A 22,900-nucleotide genomic window follows, 5' to 3' on the forward strand; every position below is an offset into this window, starting at 1 on the left:
TTCAGATATGACCTGTCTCCAACAGTTGCTGCAGATATTGCCCGTAGCCGGTTTTCTTCAAGCGCTCCGCCTGTTGCGCGAGCTGGGCGGCATCAATCCAGCCATTGTTGTAGGCGATTTCTTCCAGGCATGCGACCTTGAAGCCCTGCCGATGCTCGATCGTATGCACAAAGTGACTGGCCTCAAGAAGCGATTCGTGAGTCCCTGTATCCAACCATGCGAAACCGCGACCAAGAAGCTCCACTTTCAAGGAGTCCTGGCTCAAATAGGCGCGATTTACATCGGTGATTTCAAGCTCCCCACGCGGAGAAGGCTTGATTCCCTTGGCAATCTCGACAACCTTGTTGTCATAGAAATACAAACCGGTAACGGCATAGCTCGACTTGGGCTTGGCCGGCTTCTCTTCAATGCTCAGCGCCCGACCTTGCGCATCAAACTCCACGACACCGAAGCGCTCAGGATCAGAAACATGATATCCGAACACCGTGGCCCCCTCCTGCTGAGAGCAGGCTGAGCGCAGGTTGTCGGAGAAATGCTGACCATGAAAAATATTGTCGCCCAGAATCAGACAGCAAGGATCATCACCGATGAACTCTTCACCAATGATGAACGCCTGAGCAAGACCATCCGGGCTTGGCTGCTCCGCATAGGTCAGCTTGATACCGTAAAGACTTCCGTCTCCCAGCAACTTGCGGAAGCTTGGCAAATCATCGGGCGTGGAAATGATCAGAATTTCACGCATGCCGGCCAGCATCAGCACCGACAAAGGATAAAAGATCATCGGCTTGTCGTAGATGGGCAGCATCTGCTTGGAAACGCCGAGCGTCAGTGGATGCAGGCGTGTGCCGGAACCGCCGGCGAGAATGATGCCTTTACGATTTGTCGTGATCATTTATTCAGAACTTCCATAATCATTCGGGTTACACCACTTTGCCAATCCGGCAAGTGTAGAGAAAAGTTGTCGCGCAGTTTCTGAGTATCCAGTCGGGAATTCAGAGGGCGGCGCGCAGGAGTCGGGTAGGCGGTGGTATCTATCGGATTGATCGCCTTGACGGCAAGCTCCTCACCGTTAGCCTTGGCAAGGTCAATCACATGACAGGCATATCCGTGCCAAGAGATTTCGCCGGCGGCGGCCAAATGATAGAGACCTGCCAACTCAGGGCGGAGCAGAACCCGCTGAATAGCCAATGCTGTCACGTCAGCAATCAGGTCAGCACCTGTTGGAGCGCCGATCTGATCGGCGATGACGCCAAGCGTCTCGCGATCCTTGGCCAGACGCAGCATGGTCTTGGCGAAATTATTGCCACGCGCTGCATAGACCCAACTTGTACGGAAAATCAGGTGCTTGCAACCCGAGGCGACTATCGCCTGTTCGCCTGCCAGCTTGCTGGCGCCATAGTGATTGACCGGCGATACCGCGTCGGTCTCCCGCCACGCAGCCAAGCCTTCACCACTGAACACATAGTCGGTGGAATAGTGAACCAGCCACGCGTTCAAAGACGCAGCTTCCTGCGCCATAACCTCCGTGGCGAGAGCGTTCACGCGATCAGCCAACTCGATTTCGGATTCGGCCTTATCAACGGCAGTGTAAGCCGCCGCATTGACAATGATGTCGGGCTTGACCTGACGAATCGTATTACGCAGCGCGTCAAGGTCAGACAGATCACCAGTCAGACCGCCAACCGGGTGGCGATCCAGAGCAACCAGTTCGCCAAGAGGAGCCAGGGAGCGTTGCAGCTCCCAGCCTACCTGGCCGTTTTTTCCAAGTAGAAGGATTTTCATGCTTTTTTTGAACGGTCTGCGTAGTTTTGATCGATCCACTGCTGATAGCTGCCGCTCTTCACGTGAGCAACCCACTCAGTGTTCTGCAAATACCACTCGACAGTCTTGCGAATACCGGTTTCGAAGGTTTCTTCCGGCGTCCAGCCAAGCTCACGTTGAATCTTGCTTGCATCGATCGCGTAGCGCTGGTCATGGCCAGGGCGATCCTGCACATAAGCAATCAGACTTGCGTGCGGACGATGCGCGGAATCAGGACGAAGCTCATCAAGCAGCGCGCAAAGAGTATGGACAACCTCAATGTTCTGCTTCTCGTTGTGACCACCAATATTGTAGGTCTCGCCAATGACACCTTCAGTTACAACCTTGTACAGCGCACGCGCATGGTCTTCGACATACAACCAGTCGCGAACCTGATTGCCTTTGCCATAGACCGGCAATGGCTTGCCTTCCAGTGCATTGAGAATGATCAACGGGATCAACTTTTCGGGAAAGTGGCAAGGGCCGTAATTGTTCGAGCAGTTTGTCACCAGTGTCGGCAAGCCGTAGGTGCGAGCCCATGCGCGAACCAGGTGATCGGAACTGGCCTTGCTGGCCGAGTACGGGGAGCTCGGCTGATAAGGTGTAGTTTCAGTGAACAGATCTTCCGGACCTTCCAGATCACCATAAACTTCGTCAGTCGAAATGTGATGGAAACGGAAGCTGGCTTTACGCGCATCATCCAGTGCAGCCCAATAATGGCGAGCCGCTTCAAGCAATGTGTAAGTGCCGATGATGTTGGTCTGGATGAACTCGGAAGGCCCGGAAATAGAGCGATCGACATGAGATTCTGCGGCCAGATGCATAATCGCATCGGGTTGATGCTCACGCAGAACACGATCAATCTGATCACGATCACAAATATCAACACGCTCAAAAGCGTATCGCGAGTCATGACTGACTTCAGCCAAAGACTCCAGGTTACCGGCGTAGGTCAGCTTATCAACGTTAACGACAGAGTCGGTGGTGTTGGAGATGATGTGACGGATGACTGCCGAGCCGATGAACCCGGCGCCGCCGGTAACTAGAATTTTCACGCGAAAGCATACCCTTGAGCTGCGGACAGGCCATATAAGAGCGCTGTCTAATCCATGAATGCGGAAGCCACCAACCTCAGGGCTTCCGTCAGAGTCAGTCTGAATCGACGTGGAAATAGACCACTATCGAACAAGGGTTGCATTTTACAGCTTAATGAACGTTTTACTAATGGATATGGACAAGCGACGACCCAAATTTGATAGGCGCGCTGCAGCCATCAAACTCAGACAAGGCGCTTTCGTGCAGCTCTGGACGAACGCCCCAGAAACCACCCAAGGATCGGACCAATCAGCATGCCAACGAGCAATGCGCAGACCACCACCAACGATACTGGAAGTTGTGGCCCAGCCAAACCGAGGAACATCAACGAGATGGATTGCTGATTCTCGAGCACGAACGCCAGAATCACCAATACCAACAATAAAATGAAAACGCCAAGAAGCATGCGCTTGAGGTTACGCATGATTGACTCCTTGAGAGATAGCGACTGTCAAACCCCCTCCTCCTCTTCCTCATTCACCCGGTCGCGCAATTCCTTGCCCGGCTTGAAATGCGGAACGAATTTGCCGTCCAGACTGACAGACTGACCAGTCTTTGGATTGCGCCCGACACGTGGCGCACGGTAATGCAGGGAGAAGCTGCCAAACCCGCGGATCTCGATGCGATCACCGGTGGCCAGACATTGGGACATTTGTTCAAGCATGGTCTTGATGGCCAGCTCCACATCCTTGGATGAGAGTAGCCCTTGATGGGTGACAATTCGTTCGATCAACTCCGACTTCGTCATATTTTTCCCTTCTTTTTCAAGCAGCTAGATCAGCGCTTGAAAGGTTTTAGCACGCCCGGAAGATTTTGAACAGCCCAGGGATTGACATATCTTCCTCGGCGTCGAAACGCCCGTTTTCAGAACATAAAAACACCAAACCGGATCAGCGCGCGGTCAGCGACACATCACCAGCATGGTTCGGGTTACATAGCCTGCGGGGTTGAAGCCAAATGGAAACTCATCGTCATCCTTTGCGTCATCAGACCGGGTGAGCACCTTGTAACCCGCCCCCTTGCACTCTTTCGCTGCGCGCCTTTGACATTTCTCCCACCCCGAACCCAGGCCGGAACAATCGATCTCGATGCCACTGACCCCACGTACCGCATGCGTCTTGGCACTTGTGGTGCAACCAGCCAACACCGACACCGACACCGACACCGCCATGAAGACAATAAATCTGTTCATCCACTTCCTTATGCCAGGCAACAGCCCGACCACTACACGACTAACACCTAGCTTAGTCGCGAACAGGCAATTGATCCGATTAAAGAAACAGACAACCAGGCAAACAGATTGGTTTCACCAGCGACCCAAGACACCCAGACCGCATCACAACTCACCAAATCGCAGACACAAAAAAGGGCAACCGAAGTCGCCCTTTTTCATGATCAAGCAGAACTTAGTTCTGTTTGGCCATTGCTTGCTTCAGCAGAGCAGCCATGGTGGTATCGGCTGGAGCTTCCTGAACAGAGTTCAGGCTCTGGATAGCTTCTTTCTCTTCAGCATCGTCTTTCGATTTGATCGACAGCTGAATTACGCGGCTCTTGCGATCAACGCTGATGATCTTGGCTTCTACTTGCTGGCCTTCTTTCAGAACGTTGCGCGCGTCTTCAACGCGGTCACGGCTGATTTCGGAGGCTTTCAGAGTTGCTTCGATATCGTCGGCCAGAACGATGATGGCGCCTTTGGCGTCAACTTCTTTCACGGTGCCAGTAACGATTGCGCCTTTGTCGTTAACCGAGACGTACTCGGAGAACGGATCACTTTCCAGTTGCTTGATACCCAGGGAAATACGCTCGCGCTCTGGGTCAACCGACAGGATAACGGTGTCCAGTTCGTCGCCCTTCTTGAAACGACGTACAGCTTCTTCGCCCACTTCGTTCCAGGAGATGTCGGACAGGTGAACCAGGCCGTCGATGCCGCCGTCCAGACCAATGAAGATACCGAAATCGGTGATCGACTTGATGGTGCCGGAGATTTTATCGCCCTTGTTGAACTGGCCAGAGAAATCTTCCCATGGGTTCGATTTGCACTGCTTGATGCCCAGGGAGATACGACGACGCTCTTCGTCGATGTCCAGAACCATAACTTCCACTTCGTCGCCGACTTGTACGACTTTCGAAGGATGGATGTTCTTGTTGGTCCAGTCCATTTCCGACACGTGTACCAGACCTTCAACGCCTTCTTCCAGCTCAGCGAAGCAGCCGTAGTCGGTCAGGTTGGTTACACGAGCGGTAACGCGAGTGCTTTCTGGGTAACGGGCTTTGATAGCAACCCATGGATCTTCGCCCAGTTGCTTCAGGCCCAGGGAAACACGGTTGCGTTCGCGATCGTATTTCAGAACCTTAACGTCGATTTCGTCACCAACGTTGACGATCTCGGAAGGATGCTTGATGCGCTTCCAGGCCATGTCGGTGATGTGCAGCAGGCCGTCCACGCCACCCAGATCGACGAATGCGCCGTAATCGGTGAGGTTTTTGACGATACCTTTGACTTGCTGGCCTTCCTGCAGGGATTCCAGCAGAGCTTCACGCTCGGCGGAGTTCTCGGCTTCCAGGACGCTGCGACGGGAAACGACAACGTTGTTGCGCTTCTGGTCCAGCTTGATGACCTTGAATTCCAGCTCTTTGCCTTCCAGGTGCGTGGTGTCGCGCACTGGACGGACGTCAACCAGGGAACCTGGCAGGAACGCACGGATGCCGTTAACGTCGACAGTGAAGCCGCCTTTAACCTTACCGTTGATAACGCCCTTGACCACTTCCTCAGCTGCGAAGGCTGCTTCCAGAACGATCCAGCATTCAGCGCGCTTGGCTTTTTCACGGGACAGCTTGGTTTCACCGAAACCGTCTTCAACCGAGTCCAGAGCAACGTGAACTTCGTCACCGACATTGATAGTCAGATCGCCAGCGTCGTTGTAGAACTGCTCAAGCGGGATGAGTGCTTCAGACTTCAGGCCAGCGTGAACGGTTACCCAGCGAGCTTGGTAATCGATATCAACGATAACACCGGTGATGATGGAGCCTGCCTGAAGGTTCAGGGTTTTTAGGCTTTCTTCAAAGAGTTCCGCAAAGCTTTCGCTCATTTTAATTCCTGTAAATGAGGGCGAAGGATACGCCCATCTCCACACCCCAGACGGTGTGGGTTAGTTTCATATAAAAGAAGCGCTGCAGGACTATGACTGGTCCCCTGCAGCCTTCTTGGTCACCCGGCGATATCGCGAATGGCGATCTCGCTCATGATGCGTGCAAGCACCTGATCGATGGACAACTCCGTGGAATCCAGCTGTATGGCGTCAGCCGCCGGCTTAAGCGGGGCTACCGCTCGCTGGGTGTCACGCTCGTCGCGCGCACGGATCTCATCTAGCAGACTCGACAGACTAACATCCTCGCCTTTGCCCTTCAACTGCAAATATCGACGACGCGCCCGCTCCTCGGCACTGGCCGTCAGGAAAATCTTCAGCGGCGCATCGGGAAACACCACCGTGCCCATGTCCCGACCATCAGCCACCAGCCCCGGAGCCTCCTGAAATGCCCGCTGGCGCTGCAGCAGCGCCTCGCGAACTGCCGGCAGTGCCGCCACCTGGGAAGCGCCGGCGCCGATACTTTCAGTGCGGATGACATCACTGACTTCATCACCCTCAAGAATGATGCGCTGCAACTGGCCTTCAGCCGCTGCAATGAACTGCACATCCAGATGAGCAGCCAGCTTCTTCAGCAGCTCTTCATTGGTCAGGTCGACACCATGGTTGTGCGCAGCGAACGCCAGGAGGCGATACAGCGCACCGGAATCCAGCAGGTTCCAGCCCAGACGCTTGGCCAGAATCCCGGCTACCGTGCCCTTGCCCGAACCGCTTGGCCCATCGATGGTGATGACCGGTGCAATGTTTTTCACGACTGAGCCTCTTGAGCAACACGAATGCCGACCTGCGCACACAGCGCGAGGAAGTTCGGGAACGACGTCGCGACGTTGGCGCAATCATGGATACGGATCGGCGCAGTGGCGCGCAGCGAGGCGACGCTGAAGGCCATGGCGATACGGTGATCACCATGACCGTGCACTTCGCCACCACCGATCTGGCCGCCATCAATGATGATGCCGTCCGGGGTCGGCTGGCATTTGACGCCCAGCGCCAGCAAGCCGTCCGCCATCACCTGAATGCGATCCGACTCCTTGACTCGCAGCTCTTCGGCGCCGGTCAGCACGGTGCGCCCTTCAGCACAGGCCGCTGCCACGAACAGCACCGGGAATTCGTCAATGGCCAGTGGCACCAGCGCTTCCGGAATCTCGATACCTTTGAGTTTAGCTGCCCGCACGCGCAAGTCAGCCACTGGCTCGCCACCGACTTCACGCTGGTTTTCCAGCGTGATGTCCGCACCCATCAGGCGCAGGATGTCGATGACACCGGTACGGGTCGGGTTGATGCCGACGTGCTCCAGCACCAGCTCGGAGCCCTCAGCGATCGATGCCGCCACCAGGAAGAACGCCGACGACGAAATGTCGCCCGGTACCTCGATGTGGGTCGCGGTCAGCTTGCCGCCGGACTCGACCGACGCCGTGGCGCCATCGACGCTCACCGGGTAGCCGAAGCCGCGCAGCATGCGCTCGGTATGGTCACGGGTCGGCGCCGGCTCGGTCACGGTGGTCTTGCCTTCAGCATACAGACCCGCCAGCAGCAGGCAGGACTTCACCTGCGCACTGGCCATCGGCATGGTGTAAGTCAGGCCTTTGAGCTTGTGCCCGCCGCGAATGGTCATCGGCGGACGACCTTCGGCTGCAGTTTCGATCACCGCGCCCATTTCACGCAGCGGATTGGCCACGCGATTCATCGGACGCTTGGACAGCGAAGCATCACCCGTCAGGGTGCTATCGAAGTTCTGCGCAGCCAACAGGCCGGACAGCAGACGCATCGAGGTACCGGAGTTGCCCAGATAGATCGGGCCCGGCGCAGGCTTCAGGCCATGCAGGCCGACGCCGTGAATGGTCACACGACCGTGGTGCGGGCCTTCAATGACCACGCCCATGTCACGGAACGCCTGCAAGGTTGCCAGGGCATCTTCGCCCTCAAGGAAACCTTCGACTTCGGTCACGCCTTCAGCCAGCGAGCCGAGCATGATCGAGCGATGGGAAATCGATTTGTCACCCGGTACGCGAATCCGACCGGACAGGCGGCCACCAGGTTGAGCCAGGAAAATCAGATCGTTGGAATTCATAGCGTCCACATAGGCCCTGCGGGCCAGGATTTTACTGAAATGCTCGCGGGCAACCCGGGCGCGCGTGAAGACGCCCAACAATTGGTGCCCATCCCCTGCATCGACCGCGTCGCGCAAGGCGTCGAGGTCGCTGCGAAATGTATCGAGTGTGCGCAGGACAGCCTCGCGGTTGGCGAGGAAGATGTCGTGCCACATCACCGGGTCGCTTCCGGCGATTCTTGTGAAATCGCGGAAACCGCCCGCAGCGTAACGGAAGATCTCAAGGTTTTCATTGCGTTTGGCCAACGAGTCGACCAGACCGAAAGCCAACAGGTGCGGCAGATGACTGGTCGCAGCCAGCACTTCATCGTGACGCTCGACCTGCATGTGCTCGACATCGGCGCCCAACTCGCGCCACAAGCGATCGACCACCGCCAGCGCGGCGGGATCGGTTTGCTCAAGCGGAGTCAGAATCACCTTGTGACGACGGAACAGTTCGGCATTGGAAGCTTCCACCCCGCTCTGCTCGGAACCGGCGATCGGGTGGCCCGGCACGAAACGCGCCGGCATGCCGCCGAACGCCTCGGTCGCCGCACGCACCACATTGCCTTTGGCACTGCCGACATCGGTCAGAATTGCCTGGCCCAGATCAACACTCGCCAGACGGGCCAGCACTTTTTCCATGGCCAGGATCGGCACCGCCAACTGAATCACGTCGGCGCCCTGACAGGCAGCGATCAGGTCGTCCTCACAACGATCCACCACGCCCAACTCGACCGCCAGCTTGCGTGATTGCGGATCGAGATCGACCCCGACCACTTCGCGGCAGATACCACTTTCACGCAAACCTTTGGCAAACGAACCACCAATCAATCCCAGACCAACCACCACCAGGCGACCGATCATAGGTGCAGCAGATTGCAGAGCAGTGACATCACCCACGAGCCAGAACCTTACGCAGCGCCTCGAGGAAGCGGCTGTTTTCCGCCGGCAGACCGATGGTCACCCGCAGGTGGTTCGGCATGCCGTAATTGGCCACCGGACGCACAATCACGCCCTCACGCAGAAGGCCCCGGAAAATCGGCGCTGCCACCTGACCGAGGTCGACACAGATGAAGTTGCCCTTGGACTCGATCCAGCTCAGACCCAGCTCCCGAAAACCTGCCTGCAGTTGCTGCATGCCGGCCTCGTTGAGCTGACGGCTTTGCGCCAGATACTCTTCGTCTTTCAGCGCTGCACAGGCCGCAGCCAGGGCAAGGCTGTTGACGTTGAACGGCTGGCGTACGCGGTTCAGCACGTCTGCCACGACAGCGGTGGACAGGCCATAACCCACGCGCAGCGCTGCCAGACCATAGGCCTTGGAGAAGGTGCGCGACACCAGCAGGTTCGGATACGCCGCAAGGAAGTCCAGACCGTCCGGCAGATCGCTGCCTTCGGCGTACTCGATGTACGCCTCGTCCAGCACCACCAGCACATGCTCCGGCACATCCTGCAGGAACTCGTCCAGCGCTTCAGCGCCGAACCAGGTGCCAGTCGGGTTGTTCGGGTTGGCGATGAACACCACGCGAGTGTTGGCGTCGATGGCCGCGAGCATCGCAGGCAGGTCATGCCCCCAATCTCTGGCCGCAACCACTTTGGCCTCAGCGCCGACCGCCTGGGTCGCAATCGGGTAAACGGCGAATGCGTGCTCGCTGAATACCGCGTTCAGGCCCGGCGCCAGGTAGGCGCGCGCCACCAGCTCGAGAATGTCGTTGGAGCCGTTGCCCAGCGTCACCTGATTGAGCTCGACGCGGCACTGCTCGGCCAGCAGGGATTTGAGCGCGAAGCCGTTGCCGTCCGGATAGCGGGTCAGCTCGGTCAGCTCTTCGCGGATTGCCGCCAGCGCTTTCGGGCTGGCGCCCAGCGGATTTTCGTTGCTCGCCAGTTTGACGATTTTCGCCGGATCCAGATCCAGCTCGCGCGCCAGTTCGTCCACAGGCTTGCCCGGAACGTACGGCGAAAGTTGTTGCACGCCCGGCTGTGCCAGAGCGAGGAAATTGCCACTCATTTGCTACCGCCCCTTAGAGAACTGCTTTCGGGTAGGAACCCAGCACTTTGAGTGCCACTGCTTCCTGACTGATCTTTTCCAGCACACTTTTGACCAACGGGTCGCGGTGGTGGCCGACGAAGTCAATGAAGAACACATACGTCCATTTGCCGCTGCGCGACGGACGGGTTTCGATACGAGTCAGGTCGATGCCATTGTCGTGGAACGGCACCAGCAACTCATGGAGTGCGCCGGGCTTGTTGCTCATCGAAACGATGATCGAAGTCTTGTCATCGCCGGTCGGCGGCACTTCCTGATTACCGATCATCAGGAAGCGCGTCGAGTTGTCCGGACGGTCTTCGATCTTCTCGGCCAGACGCGTCAAGCCGTACAAACCTGCAGCCATGTCGCCGGCAATCGCCGCCGAATTCCACTCACCTTTAACCCGCTTGGCTGCTTCGGCGTTGCTCGACACCGCGACGCGCTCGACATTCGGGTAGTGCGCGTCCAGCCACTTGCGGCACTGGGCCAGCGACTGGGCATGGGAGTAGATGCGGCTGATGCTGTCGGTCTTGGTGTTTTCACCGACCAACAGGTGGTGGTGAATGCGCAGCTCGACCTCACCACAGATCACCATGTCGTGTTCGAGGAAGCTGTCGAGGGTGTGGTTGACCGCACCTTCGGTGGAGTTCTCCACCGGCACCACGCCAAAATTCACCGCACCCGCCGCCACTTCACGGAACACTTCATCGATCGCCGCCATCGGTTTGCTGATCACCGCGTGACCGAAGTGCTTCATGGCCGCAGCTTGCGTGAAGGTGCCTTCAGGGCCGAGATAAGCCACTTTCAGCGGCTGCTCCAAGGCCAGGCACGAGGACATGATTTCGCGAAACAAGCGCGCCATCTCTTCGTTGCCCAGCGGCCCCTGATTGCGCTCCATAACACGCTTGAGCACCTGAGCTTCGCGCTCAGGACGATAGAACACCGGCACTTCGCCTTCGGCCAGCGAGGCCATCTTTACTCGCGCGACTTCCTGGGCGCAACGCGCACGCTCACTGATCAGCTCCAGGACTTTGGTGTCGAGGGCATCAATGCGAACGCGCAGTGCCTTGAGTTCTTGCTCGGACATCAGCCGTGCTCCTTCTCGAATTCAGCCATGTACGCCACCAGCGCATTGACGGCGTTGATGTCGACGGCGTTGTAGATGGAGGCGCGCATGCCGCCCACGGAGCGATGGCCCTTGAGATTGAGCAGACCGCGCTCGTCGGCACCCGCCAGGAACGGCTTGTCCAGGCGATCGTCAGCCAGACGGAACGGCACGTTCATCCACGAGCGGTCCGACTTCTTGATCGGGTTGCTGTAGAGGCCACTGGCATCAATGAAGTCGTACAGTATGCGCTGCTTCGCGTCATTGAGCCTGGCGATGGCCTCAACGCCACCCTGCTCTTTGAGCCACTGGAACACCAGGCCGGACAGGTACCAGGCCAGGGTCGGCGGGGTGTTGTACATCGAGCCATTATCGGCCGCGACCTTGTAGTCGAGCATGGTCGGGCACAGCGCACGAGCCTTGCCCAGCAAGTCTTCACGGATGATGTTGACCACGATGCCGCTCGGACCGATGTTCTTCTGGGCACCGGCGTAGATCATGCCGAAACGCGAGATGTCGACCGGACGCGAGAGGATGTCCGAAGACATGTCAGCCACCAGCGGTACGTCGCCGGTTTCCGGGATCCACTGGAATTCCAGGCCGCCGATGGTTTCGTTCGGCGCGTAGTGGACATAAGCGGCGTCTTTCGACAGGTTCCACTCGCTCTGATCCGGGATGGCGAAATAGTCGTAAGGCTTGGCGGTGGCGGCAACATTGACGTGGCCGTAGCGCGAGGCTTCTTCGATGGCTTTCTGCGACCAGATGCCGGTATCGATGTAATCGGCAGAACCGTTTTCCGGCAGCAGGTTCAGTGGAATCTGCGCAAATTGCTGGCTGGCGCCACCTTGCAGAAACAGCACTTTATAGTTCGACGGGATATTCAGCAGGTCACGCAGATCCTGCTCGGCCTGATTGGCAATGGACACGAACTCATCACTGCGATGGCTCATTTCCATGACCGACAGACCCTTGCCATGCCAATCAAGGAGTTCACCCTGGGCACGTTGCAGGACAGCTTCAGGAAGCGCCGCAGGACCGGCACAGAAGTTATAGGCTCGCTTGCTCACATCCAATCTCGCTCTGATTTGATATCACGCATTAAATCGCATTAATCGTCGACACCGGAACGGCACTGAAGCGCATCCCCCTGTAGGAGTGAGCCTGCTCGCGATTGCATCACTGCGGTATTTCAGATGCACCGCGGCGCCTGCATCGCGAGCAGGCTCACTCCTACAAGAGATCTCCGATGTTTCATACCGGACAAATAACAAGGGGGCGAATTCTCATCCGCCCCCTCGCTTGCCCGCTTATTCCTGCGGCTCTTCGTCAGCTGCGGCGTCGAGTTGCTGGTCTTCGGCAGCATCGTCGATCACGACATTGCCTTCGAACGCCTCACCCTCTTCACCCTCAAACTCTTCACCTTCGACTTCCGAAGGCTCCTGAACCCGCTCCAGACCGACCAGGGTTTCATCCTTGGCCAGCTTGATCAGGGTCACGCCCTGCGTGTTACGACCCAGGCTCGACACTTCGTCGACACGGGTACGCACCAGGGTGCCCTGATCGGAGATCAGCATGATTTCTTCGCCATCCTGCACCTGAACCGCACCGACCAGACGGCCGTTACGCTCGTTGCTGACCATGGCGATAACGCCCTGGCCGCCACGCTTGTACTCAGGGAACTCGGTGATGGCTGTACGCTTGCCGTAGCCGCGCTCGGATGCAGTCAGAATTTCGCTGCCTTCTTCCGGAATCAGCATGGAAATCAGCTTCTGCCCTTCCGGCAGACGCATGCCACGCACACCACGAGCGGTACGGCCCATGGCACGAACTTCGGATTCCTTGAAGCGCGTCACTTTGCCGCCATCGGAGAACAGCATGATTTCCTGCTCGCCATCAGTGATGGCTGCGGAGATCAGGATGTCACCTTCGTCCAGCTCCAGCGCGATCAGACCGACACTGCGCTGACGGCTGAAGGCCACCAGCGGCGTCTTCTTCACAGTACCGTTAGCGGTCGACATGAAGATGAACGGAGCCTTCTTGCGGTCAGCAGCCTTGATGCGCGCGCGGCGCTCTTCGTCGGTCTCGTTGCTGTTTTCGATTTCTTCTACGTCAGCCTCGGCGCCTTCAGCCTCTTCTTCGTCAGCCTGACGCTTCATGGCCTCGAGATCGACCGGTAGCATCGTGGTGATGTATTCGCCTTCGCTCAACGGCAACAGGTTGACCAACGGACGGCCACGGGCAGCACGGGATGCTTCCGGAATTTCGTACGTCTTGAGCCAGTACACCTTGCCCTTGCTGGAGAACAGCAGCAGCGTGGTGTGGCTGTTGGCAACCAGCAGGTGAGCAATGTAGTCCTCATCCTTGACGCCGGTGGCCGATTTGCCTTTACCGCCACGACGCTGAGCCTGGTACGCAGCCAGCGGCTGGGTCTTGGCGTAGCCACCGTGGGAGATGGTCACGACGCGCTCTTCTTCCGGGATCATGTCACCCAGGGTCAGGTCGAGACGCGCATCGAGAATTTCGGTGCGGCGCACGTCGCCGTATTCGGCGCGGATCACTTCCAGCTCTTCGCGGATCACTTCCATCAGGCGCACGGCGCTGTTGAGGATGCGGATCAGCTCGCCGATCTGGTTGAGAATCTCTTGATACTCGGCCAACAGCTTCTCGTGTTCCAGACCGGTCAGACGGTGCAGACGCAGCTCCAGAATGGCTTGCGCCTGCTCTGGCGACAGGAAGTACTTGCCTTCGCGCAGACCGTATTGCGGATCGAGGTTTTCCGGACGGCACGAATCGGCACCGGCACGCTCAACCATCGCCACTACGGCCGAGGATTCCCACGGGGTGCTGACCAGCGCTTCTTTCGCTTCCGACGGGGTCGGCGAAGCCTTGATCAGGGCGATGACCGGGTCGATGTTCGACAGGGCAACGGCCTGGCCTTCGAGGATGTGACCACGCTCACGAGCCTTGCGCAGTTCGAACACGGTACGACGGGTGACCACTTCGCGACGGTGGCGAACGAAGGCTTCCAGCAGATCCTTGAGGTTAAGGATGCGTGGACGACCGTCGATCAGCGCCACGATGTTGATGCCGAATACCGATTGCAGCTGGGTCTGGGCGTAGAGGTTGTTGAGGATGACCTCAGGCACTTCACCGCGACGCAGTTCGATCACGACGCGCATACCGTCCTTGTCGGACTCGTCGCGCAGTTCGGTGATGCCTTCGAGCTTCTTCTCTTTTACCAGCTCGGCGATCTTCTCGATCAGACGCGCCTTGTTCAGCTGGTAAGGCAATTCGGTGATGACGATCTGCTGACGACCACCAACCTTGTCGATGTCTTCGATGATCGAGCGTGCGCGCATGTAAATGCGGCCGCGACCGGTGCGATAGGCCTCGATGATGCCGGCGCGACCGTTGATGATCGCGGCAGTCGGGAAGTCCGGACCGGGGATGTATTGCATCAGCTCATCGACGGTCAGCTCGGGGTTGTCGATGAGGGCCAGGCAACCGTCGATGACTTCACCGAGGTTGTGCGGCGGAATGTTGGTCGCCATGCCCACGGCGATACCGCTGGAACCGTTGACCAGCAGGTTCGGCACGCGGGTCGGCATGACCGCCGGGATCAGTTCGGTGCCGTCGTAGTTCGGCACCCAGTCCACGGTTTCCTTGTGCAGGTCGGCCAGCAGCTCGTGCGCCAGCTTGGTCATGCGCACTTCGGTGTATCGCATGGCCGCGGCGTTGTCGCCGTCGACCGAACCGAAGTTGCCCTGACCGTCAACCAGCAGGTAGCGCAGGGAGAAAGGCTGAGCCATGCGGACGATGGTGTCGTACACCGCGGTATCACCGTGCGGGTGATACTTACCGATCACGTCACCGACAACACGGGCAGATTTCTTGTACGGCTTATTGAAGTCATTGCCCAGCTCGCTCATCGCGAACAGTACGCGACGGTGCACGGGCTTGAGGCCATCGCGCGCATCCGGCAGTGCACGGCCGACGATTACGCTCATTGCGTAGTCGAGGTAGGACTGTTTCAGCTCGTCTTCGATATTGACCGGGAGGATTTCTTTGGCCAGTTCGCCCATGAGAAGCCTGATTCCTTTTTCTGGTGAAACTTCGTCATATCCATATGGGATGAACGAAGCTCGTCGGGGCAGGCTGAGTGCCATGCGCCGACTTACGACAAATCAACATTGGATCGTGGATTTGCGCAGTAAAGACAGCTCCGTGAAGCTGCCTCGGAAAACGCCGGATGTTATCACAAGAGCCGCCACGCACCTATCCCCCAGATGCGCATGGAGCATAGTTAGTTGACCGATGACAGGCGTAAAGGGGACGAGAGAGGCTCAGAGCTTCTTTGAATGCAGATTTGAGGCTTGGTTTGTGGATGTTTATTGACTTTTAAGCCCCTTTCGCGAGCAGGCTCGCTCCCACAGTGTTCTGCAGTGAATGCAAAACCTGTGGGAGCGAGCCTGCTCGCGAAGAGGCCGACGCCGCTACTGAACCTGTCAATGCAGGCGCTTGCGGCACATCAACTGGGCCATTTTCGCGGTATCCGGACGCTCGACGATGCCTTTCTCGGTCACGATCGCATCGATCAGATCCGCCGGCGTCACGTCAAACACCGGGTTGAACGCCTCGACGTCTGCACCGACGCGCTTGCCACCGACTTCCAGCAGTTCGGCGCCGTCACGCTCCTCGATCGGGATGTCGTCGCCACTGGCCAGATTCATGTCGATGGTCGAACTCGGCGCCACCACCATGAAGCGCACGCCGTGGTGCATGGCATTGACCGCCAGTTGATAGGTGCCGATCTTGTTCGCCACATCGCCATTGGCGGTGATGCGGTCAGCACCGACGATCACCCAGGTCACGCCTTTGGTCTTCATGATGTGCGCGGCGGCGGAGTCGGCATTGAGAGTCACCGGGATACCTTCATTCGCCAACTCCCACGCAGTCAGACGCGAACCCTGCAGCCACGGCCGGGTTTCGTCGGCATAAACCCGCTCCACCATACCTTCAAGGTACGCCGCACGAATTACCCCCAGCGCCGTACCGAAACCGCCAGTGGCCAGCGCACCGGTGTTGCAGTGGGTCAGGATCGCCTGGGCATTGCCCTGATGCTTGCGAATCAGATCGACGCCGAGCTGGGCCATGGTCAGGTTGGCTTCGCGATCGCTTTCATGAATAGCGATAGCTTCGGCTTCCAGCGCCGCCAGCGGATCGGCGTTTTCTTTCAGGCGATCCAGGCGATCGTGCATGCGCCCAAGGGCCCAGAACAGATTGACTGCGGTCGGGCGGGAGTCGGCCAGCAAGGCGAAATCCTCTTCCAGCGCCGCGTACCAGTCGCCACCTTCGGCGATCCGCGCACGGGCCGCGAGGACGATGCCATAAGCGGCACTGATGCCAATGGCCGGTGCGCCCCGCACCACCATCGAACGAATTGCCTCAGCCACGCCAGCGGCGCTGGTGTAGGCAATCCAGCTTTCCTCGAACGGCAAAATACGCTGATCCAGCAGGTGGAGCGCGCCATCTCGCCAATCGATGGCCTTTACTTTCTCCGCAGCCAACAGTCGATCGCGCATCCCTCACCCCGCACTCATGAACAAAAGCCGCCGATTATAGCGATCCCCCCGCGAAGACGCTCGGGTATACTTCGCCATCCTTTACAAAAGCACTGGAACCGACCCTCGATGCCGAAACCTGCCATTGCGCTCGACTTACTATTGCTGCCGACCTGGCTGGTACCCGTCGAACCCGCAGGCGTTGTGCTCAAAGAGCATGGCCTGGGCATCCGCGACGGTCGCATCGTGTTTATCGGCCCACGCGCTGAAGCACTGAAGTGTAACGCCACTGAAATCCGAGAATTGCCGGACGTGCTGCTCGCTCCGGGCCTGATCAACGCCCACGGCCACGCGGCAATGACCCTGTTCCGTGGCCTGGCCGACGATCTGCCGCTGATGACCTGGCTGGAAAATCACATCTGGCCGGCCGAGGCCAAATGGGTCGATGAAGACTTTGTCCGCGATGGCACTGATCTGGCCATCGCCGAGCAGATCAAGGGCGGTATCACCTGCTTCTCGGACATGTACTTCTTCCCGAAAGTCGCCAGCGAGCGCGTGCACAACAGCGGCATTCGCGCGCAGATCGCGATTCCGATCCTCGATTTTCCGATTCCCGGCGCCGCCAGTGCCGATGAGGCCATTCGCCAGGGCGTCGAACTGTTCGGCGATCTGAAACATCACGAACGGATCAAGATCACCTTCGGCCCCCATGCACCCTACACCGTGGGTGACGAGAACCTGGAAAAAATCCGCGTGATCGCCGAAGAGCTGGACGCGTCGATTCACATGCATGTCCACGAAACCGCCTTCGAAGTCCAGCAATCACTGGAACATCGCGGCGAGCGGCCACTGGCCCGTCTCGGTCGCCTGGGCCTGCTCGGCCCGCGCTTTCAGGCGGTGCACATGACCCAGATCAGCGATGACGATCTGGCATTGCTGGTAGAAAGCAACACCAGCGTGATCCACTGCCCGGAATCGAACCTGAAGCTGGCCAGCGGTTTCTGCCCGGTGGAGCGTCTGTGGCAGGCCGGGGTCAACGTGGCCGTCGGCACCGATGGCGCAGCGAGCAACAATGATCTGGACCTGCTTGGCGAAACCCGCACTGCCGCCCTGCTGGCCAAAGCCGTTGCCGGCTCGGCCACTGCGCTGGACGCCCATCGCGCGCTGCGCATGGCCACCCTCAATGGCGCCCGCGCCCTGGGCATCGAGACGCAGGTCGGCTCGCTGGAGATTGGCAAGGCCGCCGACATCGTTGCGTTCGACCTGTCCGGCCTGGCCCAGCAACCGGTCTACGACCCGGTGTCGCAGCTTATATATGCCACCGGCCGCGATTGCGTGAAACACCTGTGGGTCGCCGGCAAACAGTTACTCGACGACCGACGCCTGACCCGCCTGGATGAACAACAGCTGGGCGCCACCGCCCGAGCCTGGGGCCAGCGCATCAGCGGCCATACCGAATCGTAAACACCCCGGAACAGACTCCGGGGCTACAACCTTTTTCAAGTTTCAGAGGAATAGATCATGAGCAACGTCGACCACGCCGAAATCGCCAAATTCGAAGCCCTGGCCCATCGCTGGTGGGATCGCGAAAGCGAGTTCAAACCGCTGCACGACATCAACCCGTTGCGGGTCAACTGGATCGACGAGCGGGTCAACCTGGCCGGCAAGAAAGTCCTCGACGTTGGTTGCGGCGGCGGCATCCTCAGCGAAGCCATGGCTCAGCGCGGCGCAACCGTGATGGGCATTGACATGGGCGAAGCGCCGCTGGCGGTCGCGCAATTGCATCAACTGGAATCCGGCGTCAGCGTCGAATACCGCCAGATCACCGCCGAAGCCCTGGCCGAGGAAATGCCCGAGCAGTTCGACGTGGTGACGTGCCTGGAAATGCTCGAACACGTGCCGGACCCATCGTCGGTGATCCGTGCCTGCTTCCGCATGGTCAAGCCGGGTGGCCAGGTGTTCTTCTCGACCATCAACCGCAACCCGAAGGCGTATCTGTTCGCCATTGTCGGCGCTGAATACATCATGAAGCTGCTGCCGCGCGGCACCCACGACTTCAAGAAATTCATCCGCCCTTCCGAGCTCGGCGCCTGGAGCCGCATGGCTGGCCTGACCGTCAAGGACATCATCGGCCTGACCTACAACCCGCTGACCAAGCACTACAAGCTGGCCAACGACGTTGACGTCAACTACATGATCCAGACCCTGCGCGAGGAGTAAGCCGATGGCCATCAGAGCAGTCCTTTTCGACATGGACGGCACCCTGCTCGACACCGCGCCGGACTTCATCGCCATCTGTCAGGCGATGCGCGCGGATCGTGGTTTGCCGCCGATGAATGACAAGCACATCCGCGACGAAATCTCCGGCGGCGCCAAAGCCATGGTCGCCGTGACCTTTTCGATGGACCCGGAATCGCCGGGTTTCGAGGAACTGCGCCTGGAATTTCTTGAGCGCTATCTGGTTGGCTGCGCGGTGCACAGCAAACTGTTCGAAGGCATGGGTGAGCTGCTGGCCGATATTGAAAAGGCCAACCTGATCTGGGGTGTGGTCACCAACAAGCCCCTGCGCTTTGCCGAGCCGATCATGCAACAGCTGGGGCTGGCCGAACGTTCGGCGCTGCTGATCTGCCCGGATCACGTGAAGAACAGCAAGCCGGACCCGGAACCGTTGATCCTCGCGTGCAAGATGCTTGATCTGGATCCGTCGACTGTTCTGTTTGTGGGCGATGATCTACGCGATATCGAATCCGGGCGCGATGCCGGCACTAAAACAGCTGCCGTGACCTACGGCTACATCCATCCGGACGATAACCCGCGACACTGGGGCGCGGACGTGGTGGTGGATCATCCGCTGGAATTGCGCAAGGTGCTCGACAGCGCGCTTTGCAGCTGCTGAAAAAAGCCCCTTTAACGCGGGGATTTAGCGAAACGACGCACCGCCCCGGTCGGCGGCGGAGCCGTCGTAAGACCTGCATGTCGAATCGACCTGAAAGAATGCTGGGGCTGCCTCGCGGCCCATCGGGGATAAATCCCCTTGCCACAGAGTTCAGCGTTCGCCTTATGGAGAGGTTTTTATGTTTGATTATTCCGCTCGTCCCGAATTGCTCAAGGATCGGGTCATTCTGGTCACCGGTGCCGGTCGTGGCATTGGCGCGGCTGCCGCAAAAACCTATGCCGCCCACGGCGCCACAGTGCTGTTGCTGGGCAAGACCGAAGCCAACCTGACGCAGGTCTACGACGAGATCGAGGCCGCGGGCCACCCGCAACCGGCGGTGATCCCGTTCAACCTCGAGACCGCCCTGCCCCATCAGTACGATGAGCTGGCAGCGATGATCGAGACCGAGTTCGGCCATCTCGACGGCCTGCTGCACAATGCCTCGATCATTGGTCCGCGCACACCGATCGAACAACTGTCGGGCGAAAACTTCATGCGCGTCATGCAAGTCAACGTCAACGCCATGTTCATGCTGACCAGCACCCTGCTGCCGCTGCTCAAGCTGTCGCAGGATGCCTCGGTGGTGTTTACCTCCAGCAGCGTCGGGCGCAAGGGCCGGGCCTACTGGGGCGCCTACGGCGTGTCGAAGTTCGCCACCGAAGGCCTGATGCAAACCCTGGCCGACGAAGTCGACGGCGTGGCGCCGGTACGCTCCAACAGCATCAACCCGGGCGGCACCCGCACCAGCATGCGCGCCCAGGCTTACCCGGGAGAGAATCCGCTGAACAATCCGACCCCGGAAGAGATCATGCCGGTGTATCTGTACCTGATGGGCCCGGACAGCACGGGCATCAATGGTCAGGCATTCAACGCCCAATAACTGCCATACGTCGCTTTTGTTGCCGTGGCGGATTCCCGTCGCGGCACGCCTTTGCCGCCTCTCGCCGGCACTTTTCAGTCAAATATCTGCCACCCCCTCCCAAAGCAAAACGCCATCCTGTTGATTCATAACGGTTTTAATAAACATGAACCGAATGGCACGACTTTCGCTCTAATTTTCCTCAAAGCACGCCGTGTGAAGGCAGTGGGGCAAGGCCGATTTCGATAGCTGACTAATCGTCATCAGGCAGACTAAACTTACGCCAAATGTCCTACGGGACTGATGGATCAGTATGACGCGCAGCCCATAGCCGCTCTCACCCAGCCTGTAAGACAGACTTACTGCTTAGGGGCTCACGCCATATGAAATCACCCTCCCAGACCAATGCAATTGACTTTGACAGTGCCAAATTGCAACGCCTGGGCTTTGGTCAGCTGCCTCCACTTCTGGAACGCCCGGCCAGCCTGGCGCAATTGCGCCAGCAAATGAGCCTGCAACTGCAAACCAGTCTTGAACCGCAACGCATCCTCGGTCTGTTTTTCCGCGAAGTTCAGCGCCTCGTGCCGCTCGACGCCTTGAGCTATGTGCATCAGGGCAGCGATCTGCGCCTGGAGTTCGGCGCACGCGGTCACCATTCGGTCAGTTACAGCCTGAGTCACGAAGGCGAACACCTGGGCGAACTGGTATTTCGCCGCAACCAGCGCTTCAGCGAGCAGGACCAGGGCAACCTCGAATCATTGCTGTCGTCGCTGCTGTTCCCGATGCGCAACGCCCTGCTCTATCGCGCCGCCACACAAAGTGCCTTGCGTGACCCGTTGACCGGGACCGGCAACCGGATCGCCATGGAGCAGACCCTGCAACGCGAGATCGACATGTCGCGGCGGCACCTGCAACCGTTGTCGGTGCTGATGCTCGACATCGACCACTTCAAACGGGTCAACGACAGCCACGGACACAGCGCCGGGGACGACGTGCTCAAGGCCGTGGCGGCGTCGATCAAGGGCCAGCTGCGCAACGTCGACATGGTGTTTCGCTATGGCGGGGAAGAGTTTCTGATCCTGCTGTCCAACACCGCCCGGGAAGCGGCGGCGATGGTCGGCGAGCGACTGCGCCACGCGGCGCAGGCTGCGCAATACTTTGCGGATGGTCAGTTGATTGACCTGACCGTGAGCCTTGGTTGCTCGACCCTGCTGCCGGGGGAGTCGGCCGACAGCCTGCTGCGCCGTGCCGATAGCGCGCTGTATGTGGCCAAGCGTGAAGGCCGCAATCGTCTGGCGATGGCTGGCTAAGTTCTGCTGGCCAGCACAAACCAAATGTGGGAGCGGGCTTGATAGCGAAAGCGGACTTTCAGTCAACTGGATGTTGAATGTCAGATCGCATTCGCGAGCAAGCCCGCTCCCACATTTTTGCCTTGTGTACCGCCGTAAATCAGCTCTCTGCCAACGCCAGACGCTCACGTCCATGGATTGCCCGCTCTGAGGTTTCCAGCTGCATGCAGCGCTCAAGGAACAGGTACATGTAGTCGTAGCTCTTGCAGACCGCCTGGCGCAGTTCGGTCTGCAATGCCTTGCTCGGGTTCATCCCGGCCAGCGTGCAGATGATTTCCAGTGCTTCCCAAGGATGGGCATCATCGTATTGAGCATGCATCTTCAGCCACTTCATGGCGCGCTTGCGCTCCTCTTCCGGGAACGCCGCGGCGTACACGCCGGTGGAGCAGACGAGCGCCGACCACTCCCCGGTCGCACCTTCGATTGCATAGTTGGTGGCCGCGATGGCGACGATCAGTGAATCTGCCGAGCTGGTATGCCAGCACCAGTGACTCAAGGCGTGCAACTCGGGCGGGACTTGCTGGGCCTGCAGATCCTCCAGGCTGACGCCATGCGCGCGGCTCCAGTTCAGCCAATAGTCGGCATGGTTGAGTTCGACGCGGATGTTGCGCATCAACCAGCGGCGCGCCATGTCCTCCCCAGGATGGCGCGCAAACTTGGTCTTGGTCAGGTTCTGCGCCATATACAAGGCAAACTGTTCAACGACTGGCCAGCCCCCGATCAGGTACTGACGCATGGTCTTGGCGCTGAGCTTGTTATCGCGCATGCGCAGGTACAGTTCATGTTCGACAACCCGGCGCTTGCTCTCGCTGCAATCCGCAATGAGCTGTTGCGCCCAGGCAGGATAACTTGCAGCTTCCATGAGTGGTCCGGTTCGGTTGAATGTGTCGATCACTGTTCGGCTCCTTTTGATTTGTGATTGTAAGGATCGG

General features: G+C 58.7%; 20 protein-coding genes. 5 read left to right on the forward strand and 15 right to left on the reverse strand.

Annotated features, from left to right (window positions below; genetic code table 11):
* Position 1: 1 nt before the first annotated feature.
* From rfbA to mtnA, 14 genes are all read right to left on the reverse strand, one after another.
* Positions 2-892: a glucose-1-phosphate thymidylyltransferase RfbA gene (gene rfbA / locus AC0J41_RS17890; protein WP_025113095.1), complete on the reverse strand. Its 891-nt coding sequence runs from the start codon at positions 890-892 to the stop codon at positions 2-4.
* Entirely contained in the window at positions 889-1,782 is an 894-nt protein-coding gene (gene rfbD / locus AC0J41_RS17895; protein ID WP_473013206.1) for a dTDP-4-dehydrorhamnose reductase, read from the reverse strand. Before rfbD ends, rfbA begins: the two co-directional genes overlap by 4 nt.
* The gene (gene rfbB, locus AC0J41_RS17900; protein WP_025113093.1) at positions 1,779-2,855 is read right to left on the reverse strand and encodes a dTDP-glucose 4,6-dehydratase; all 1,077 of its coding nucleotides are present in this window, start codon (positions 2,853-2,855) and stop codon (positions 1,779-1,781) included. Before rfbB ends, rfbD begins: the two co-directional genes overlap by 4 nt.
* Before the next feature lie 224 nt (positions 2,856-3,079).
* Positions 3,080-3,319, reverse strand: a complete 240-nt coding sequence (locus AC0J41_RS17905) for a LapA family protein (protein ID WP_473013207.1) — start codon at positions 3,317-3,319, stop codon at positions 3,080-3,082.
* A gap of 27 nt (positions 3,320-3,346) precedes the next feature.
* Complete coding sequence (gene ihfB / locus AC0J41_RS17910) at positions 3,347-3,643, reverse strand: integration host factor subunit beta (protein ID WP_003189779.1); 297 nt, start codon at positions 3,641-3,643, stop codon at positions 3,347-3,349.
* 153 nt (positions 3,644-3,796) lie between these two features.
* A complete protein-coding gene (locus AC0J41_RS17915; protein WP_473013208.1) occupies positions 3,797-4,087 on the reverse strand; it encodes a hypothetical protein in 291 nt (96 codons plus the stop codon).
* Positions 4,088-4,301: 214 nt separating this feature from the next.
* Entirely contained in the window at positions 4,302-5,984 is a 1,683-nt protein-coding gene (gene rpsA / locus AC0J41_RS17920; protein ID WP_025113090.1) for a 30S ribosomal protein S1, read from the reverse strand.
* A gap of 119 nt (positions 5,985-6,103) precedes the next feature.
* Positions 6,104-6,793, reverse strand: coding sequence for a (d)CMP kinase (gene cmk / locus AC0J41_RS17925; protein ID WP_473013209.1), 690 nt, complete (start codon positions 6,791-6,793; stop codon positions 6,104-6,106).
* Positions 6,790-8,997 (reverse strand): bifunctional prephenate dehydrogenase/3-phosphoshikimate 1-carboxyvinyltransferase, encoded by a 2,208-nt coding sequence (locus AC0J41_RS17930; RefSeq protein WP_338802653.1) that lies wholly within the window; start codon positions 8,995-8,997, stop codon positions 6,790-6,792. The genes cmk and AC0J41_RS17930 overlap by 4 nt, the downstream gene beginning before the upstream one ends.
* Positions 8,998-9,025: 28 nt before the next feature.
* The gene (hisC, locus tag AC0J41_RS17935; RefSeq protein WP_473013210.1) at positions 9,026-10,138 is read right to left on the reverse strand and encodes a histidinol-phosphate transaminase; all 1,113 of its coding nucleotides are present in this window, start codon (positions 10,136-10,138) and stop codon (positions 9,026-9,028) included.
* Positions 10,139-10,151: 13 nt separating this feature from the next.
* The gene (pheA, locus tag AC0J41_RS17940; protein WP_025113086.1) at positions 10,152-11,246 is read right to left on the reverse strand and encodes a prephenate dehydratase; all 1,095 of its coding nucleotides are present in this window, start codon (positions 11,244-11,246) and stop codon (positions 10,152-10,154) included.
* Positions 11,246-12,331, reverse strand: coding sequence for a 3-phosphoserine/phosphohydroxythreonine transaminase (gene serC, locus AC0J41_RS17945; RefSeq protein ID WP_473013211.1), 1,086 nt, complete (start codon positions 12,329-12,331; stop codon positions 11,246-11,248). Before serC ends, pheA begins: the two co-directional genes overlap by 1 nt.
* A 240-nt stretch (positions 12,332-12,571) precedes the next feature.
* Complete coding sequence (gene gyrA / locus AC0J41_RS17950; RefSeq protein WP_473013212.1) at positions 12,572-15,346, reverse strand: DNA gyrase subunit A; 2,775 nt, start codon at positions 15,344-15,346, stop codon at positions 12,572-12,574.
* Positions 15,347-15,769: 423 nt separating this feature from the next.
* Positions 15,770-16,846, reverse strand: coding sequence for an S-methyl-5-thioribose-1-phosphate isomerase (mtnA, locus tag AC0J41_RS17955; RefSeq protein WP_473013213.1), 1,077 nt, complete (start codon positions 16,844-16,846; stop codon positions 15,770-15,772).
* Between the two features lie 108 nt (positions 16,847-16,954).
* On the opposite strand from mtnA, the gene AC0J41_RS17960 reads away from it, so the two are divergent.
* From AC0J41_RS17960 to AC0J41_RS17980, 5 genes are all read left to right on the forward strand, one after another.
* Positions 16,955-18,289 carry a TRZ/ATZ family hydrolase gene (locus tag AC0J41_RS17960; protein WP_473013214.1) on the forward strand — a complete coding sequence of 445 codons (1,335 nt, stop codon included), beginning with the start codon at positions 16,955-16,957 and terminating at the stop codon, positions 18,287-18,289.
* Positions 18,290-18,346: 57 nt separating this feature from the next.
* Entirely contained in the window at positions 18,347-19,045 is a 699-nt protein-coding gene (ubiG, locus tag AC0J41_RS17965) for a bifunctional 2-polyprenyl-6-hydroxyphenol methylase/3-demethylubiquinol 3-O-methyltransferase UbiG (protein WP_025113081.1), read from the forward strand.
* Positions 19,046-19,049: 4 nt separating this feature from the next.
* Positions 19,050-19,721 (forward strand): N-acetylmuramic acid 6-phosphate phosphatase MupP, encoded by a 672-nt coding sequence (gene mupP / locus AC0J41_RS17970; RefSeq protein WP_473013215.1) that lies wholly within the window; start codon positions 19,050-19,052, stop codon positions 19,719-19,721.
* Positions 19,722-19,899: 178 nt separating this feature from the next.
* Positions 19,900-20,640 carry a YciK family oxidoreductase gene (locus AC0J41_RS17975; RefSeq protein WP_025113079.1) on the forward strand — a complete coding sequence of 247 codons (741 nt, stop codon included), beginning with the start codon at positions 19,900-19,902 and terminating at the stop codon, positions 20,638-20,640.
* Positions 20,641-21,002: 362 nt separating this feature from the next.
* On the forward strand, positions 21,003-21,929 hold the full coding sequence (locus AC0J41_RS17980) for a GGDEF domain-containing protein (RefSeq protein ID WP_473013216.1): 927 nt from the start codon (positions 21,003-21,005) through the stop codon (positions 21,927-21,929).
* A gap of 139 nt (positions 21,930-22,068) precedes the next feature.
* Here AC0J41_RS17980 and AC0J41_RS17985 read toward each other — a convergent pair whose 3' ends face one another.
* Positions 22,069-22,830 carry a TenA family transcriptional regulator gene (locus AC0J41_RS17985; RefSeq protein WP_473013217.1) on the reverse strand — a complete coding sequence of 254 codons (762 nt, stop codon included), beginning with the start codon at positions 22,828-22,830 and terminating at the stop codon, positions 22,069-22,071.
* Positions 22,831-22,900 lie beyond the last annotated feature (70 nt).

The sequence above is a fragment of the Pseudomonas sp. Arb-4-2C genome (genome assembly GCF_055755015.1).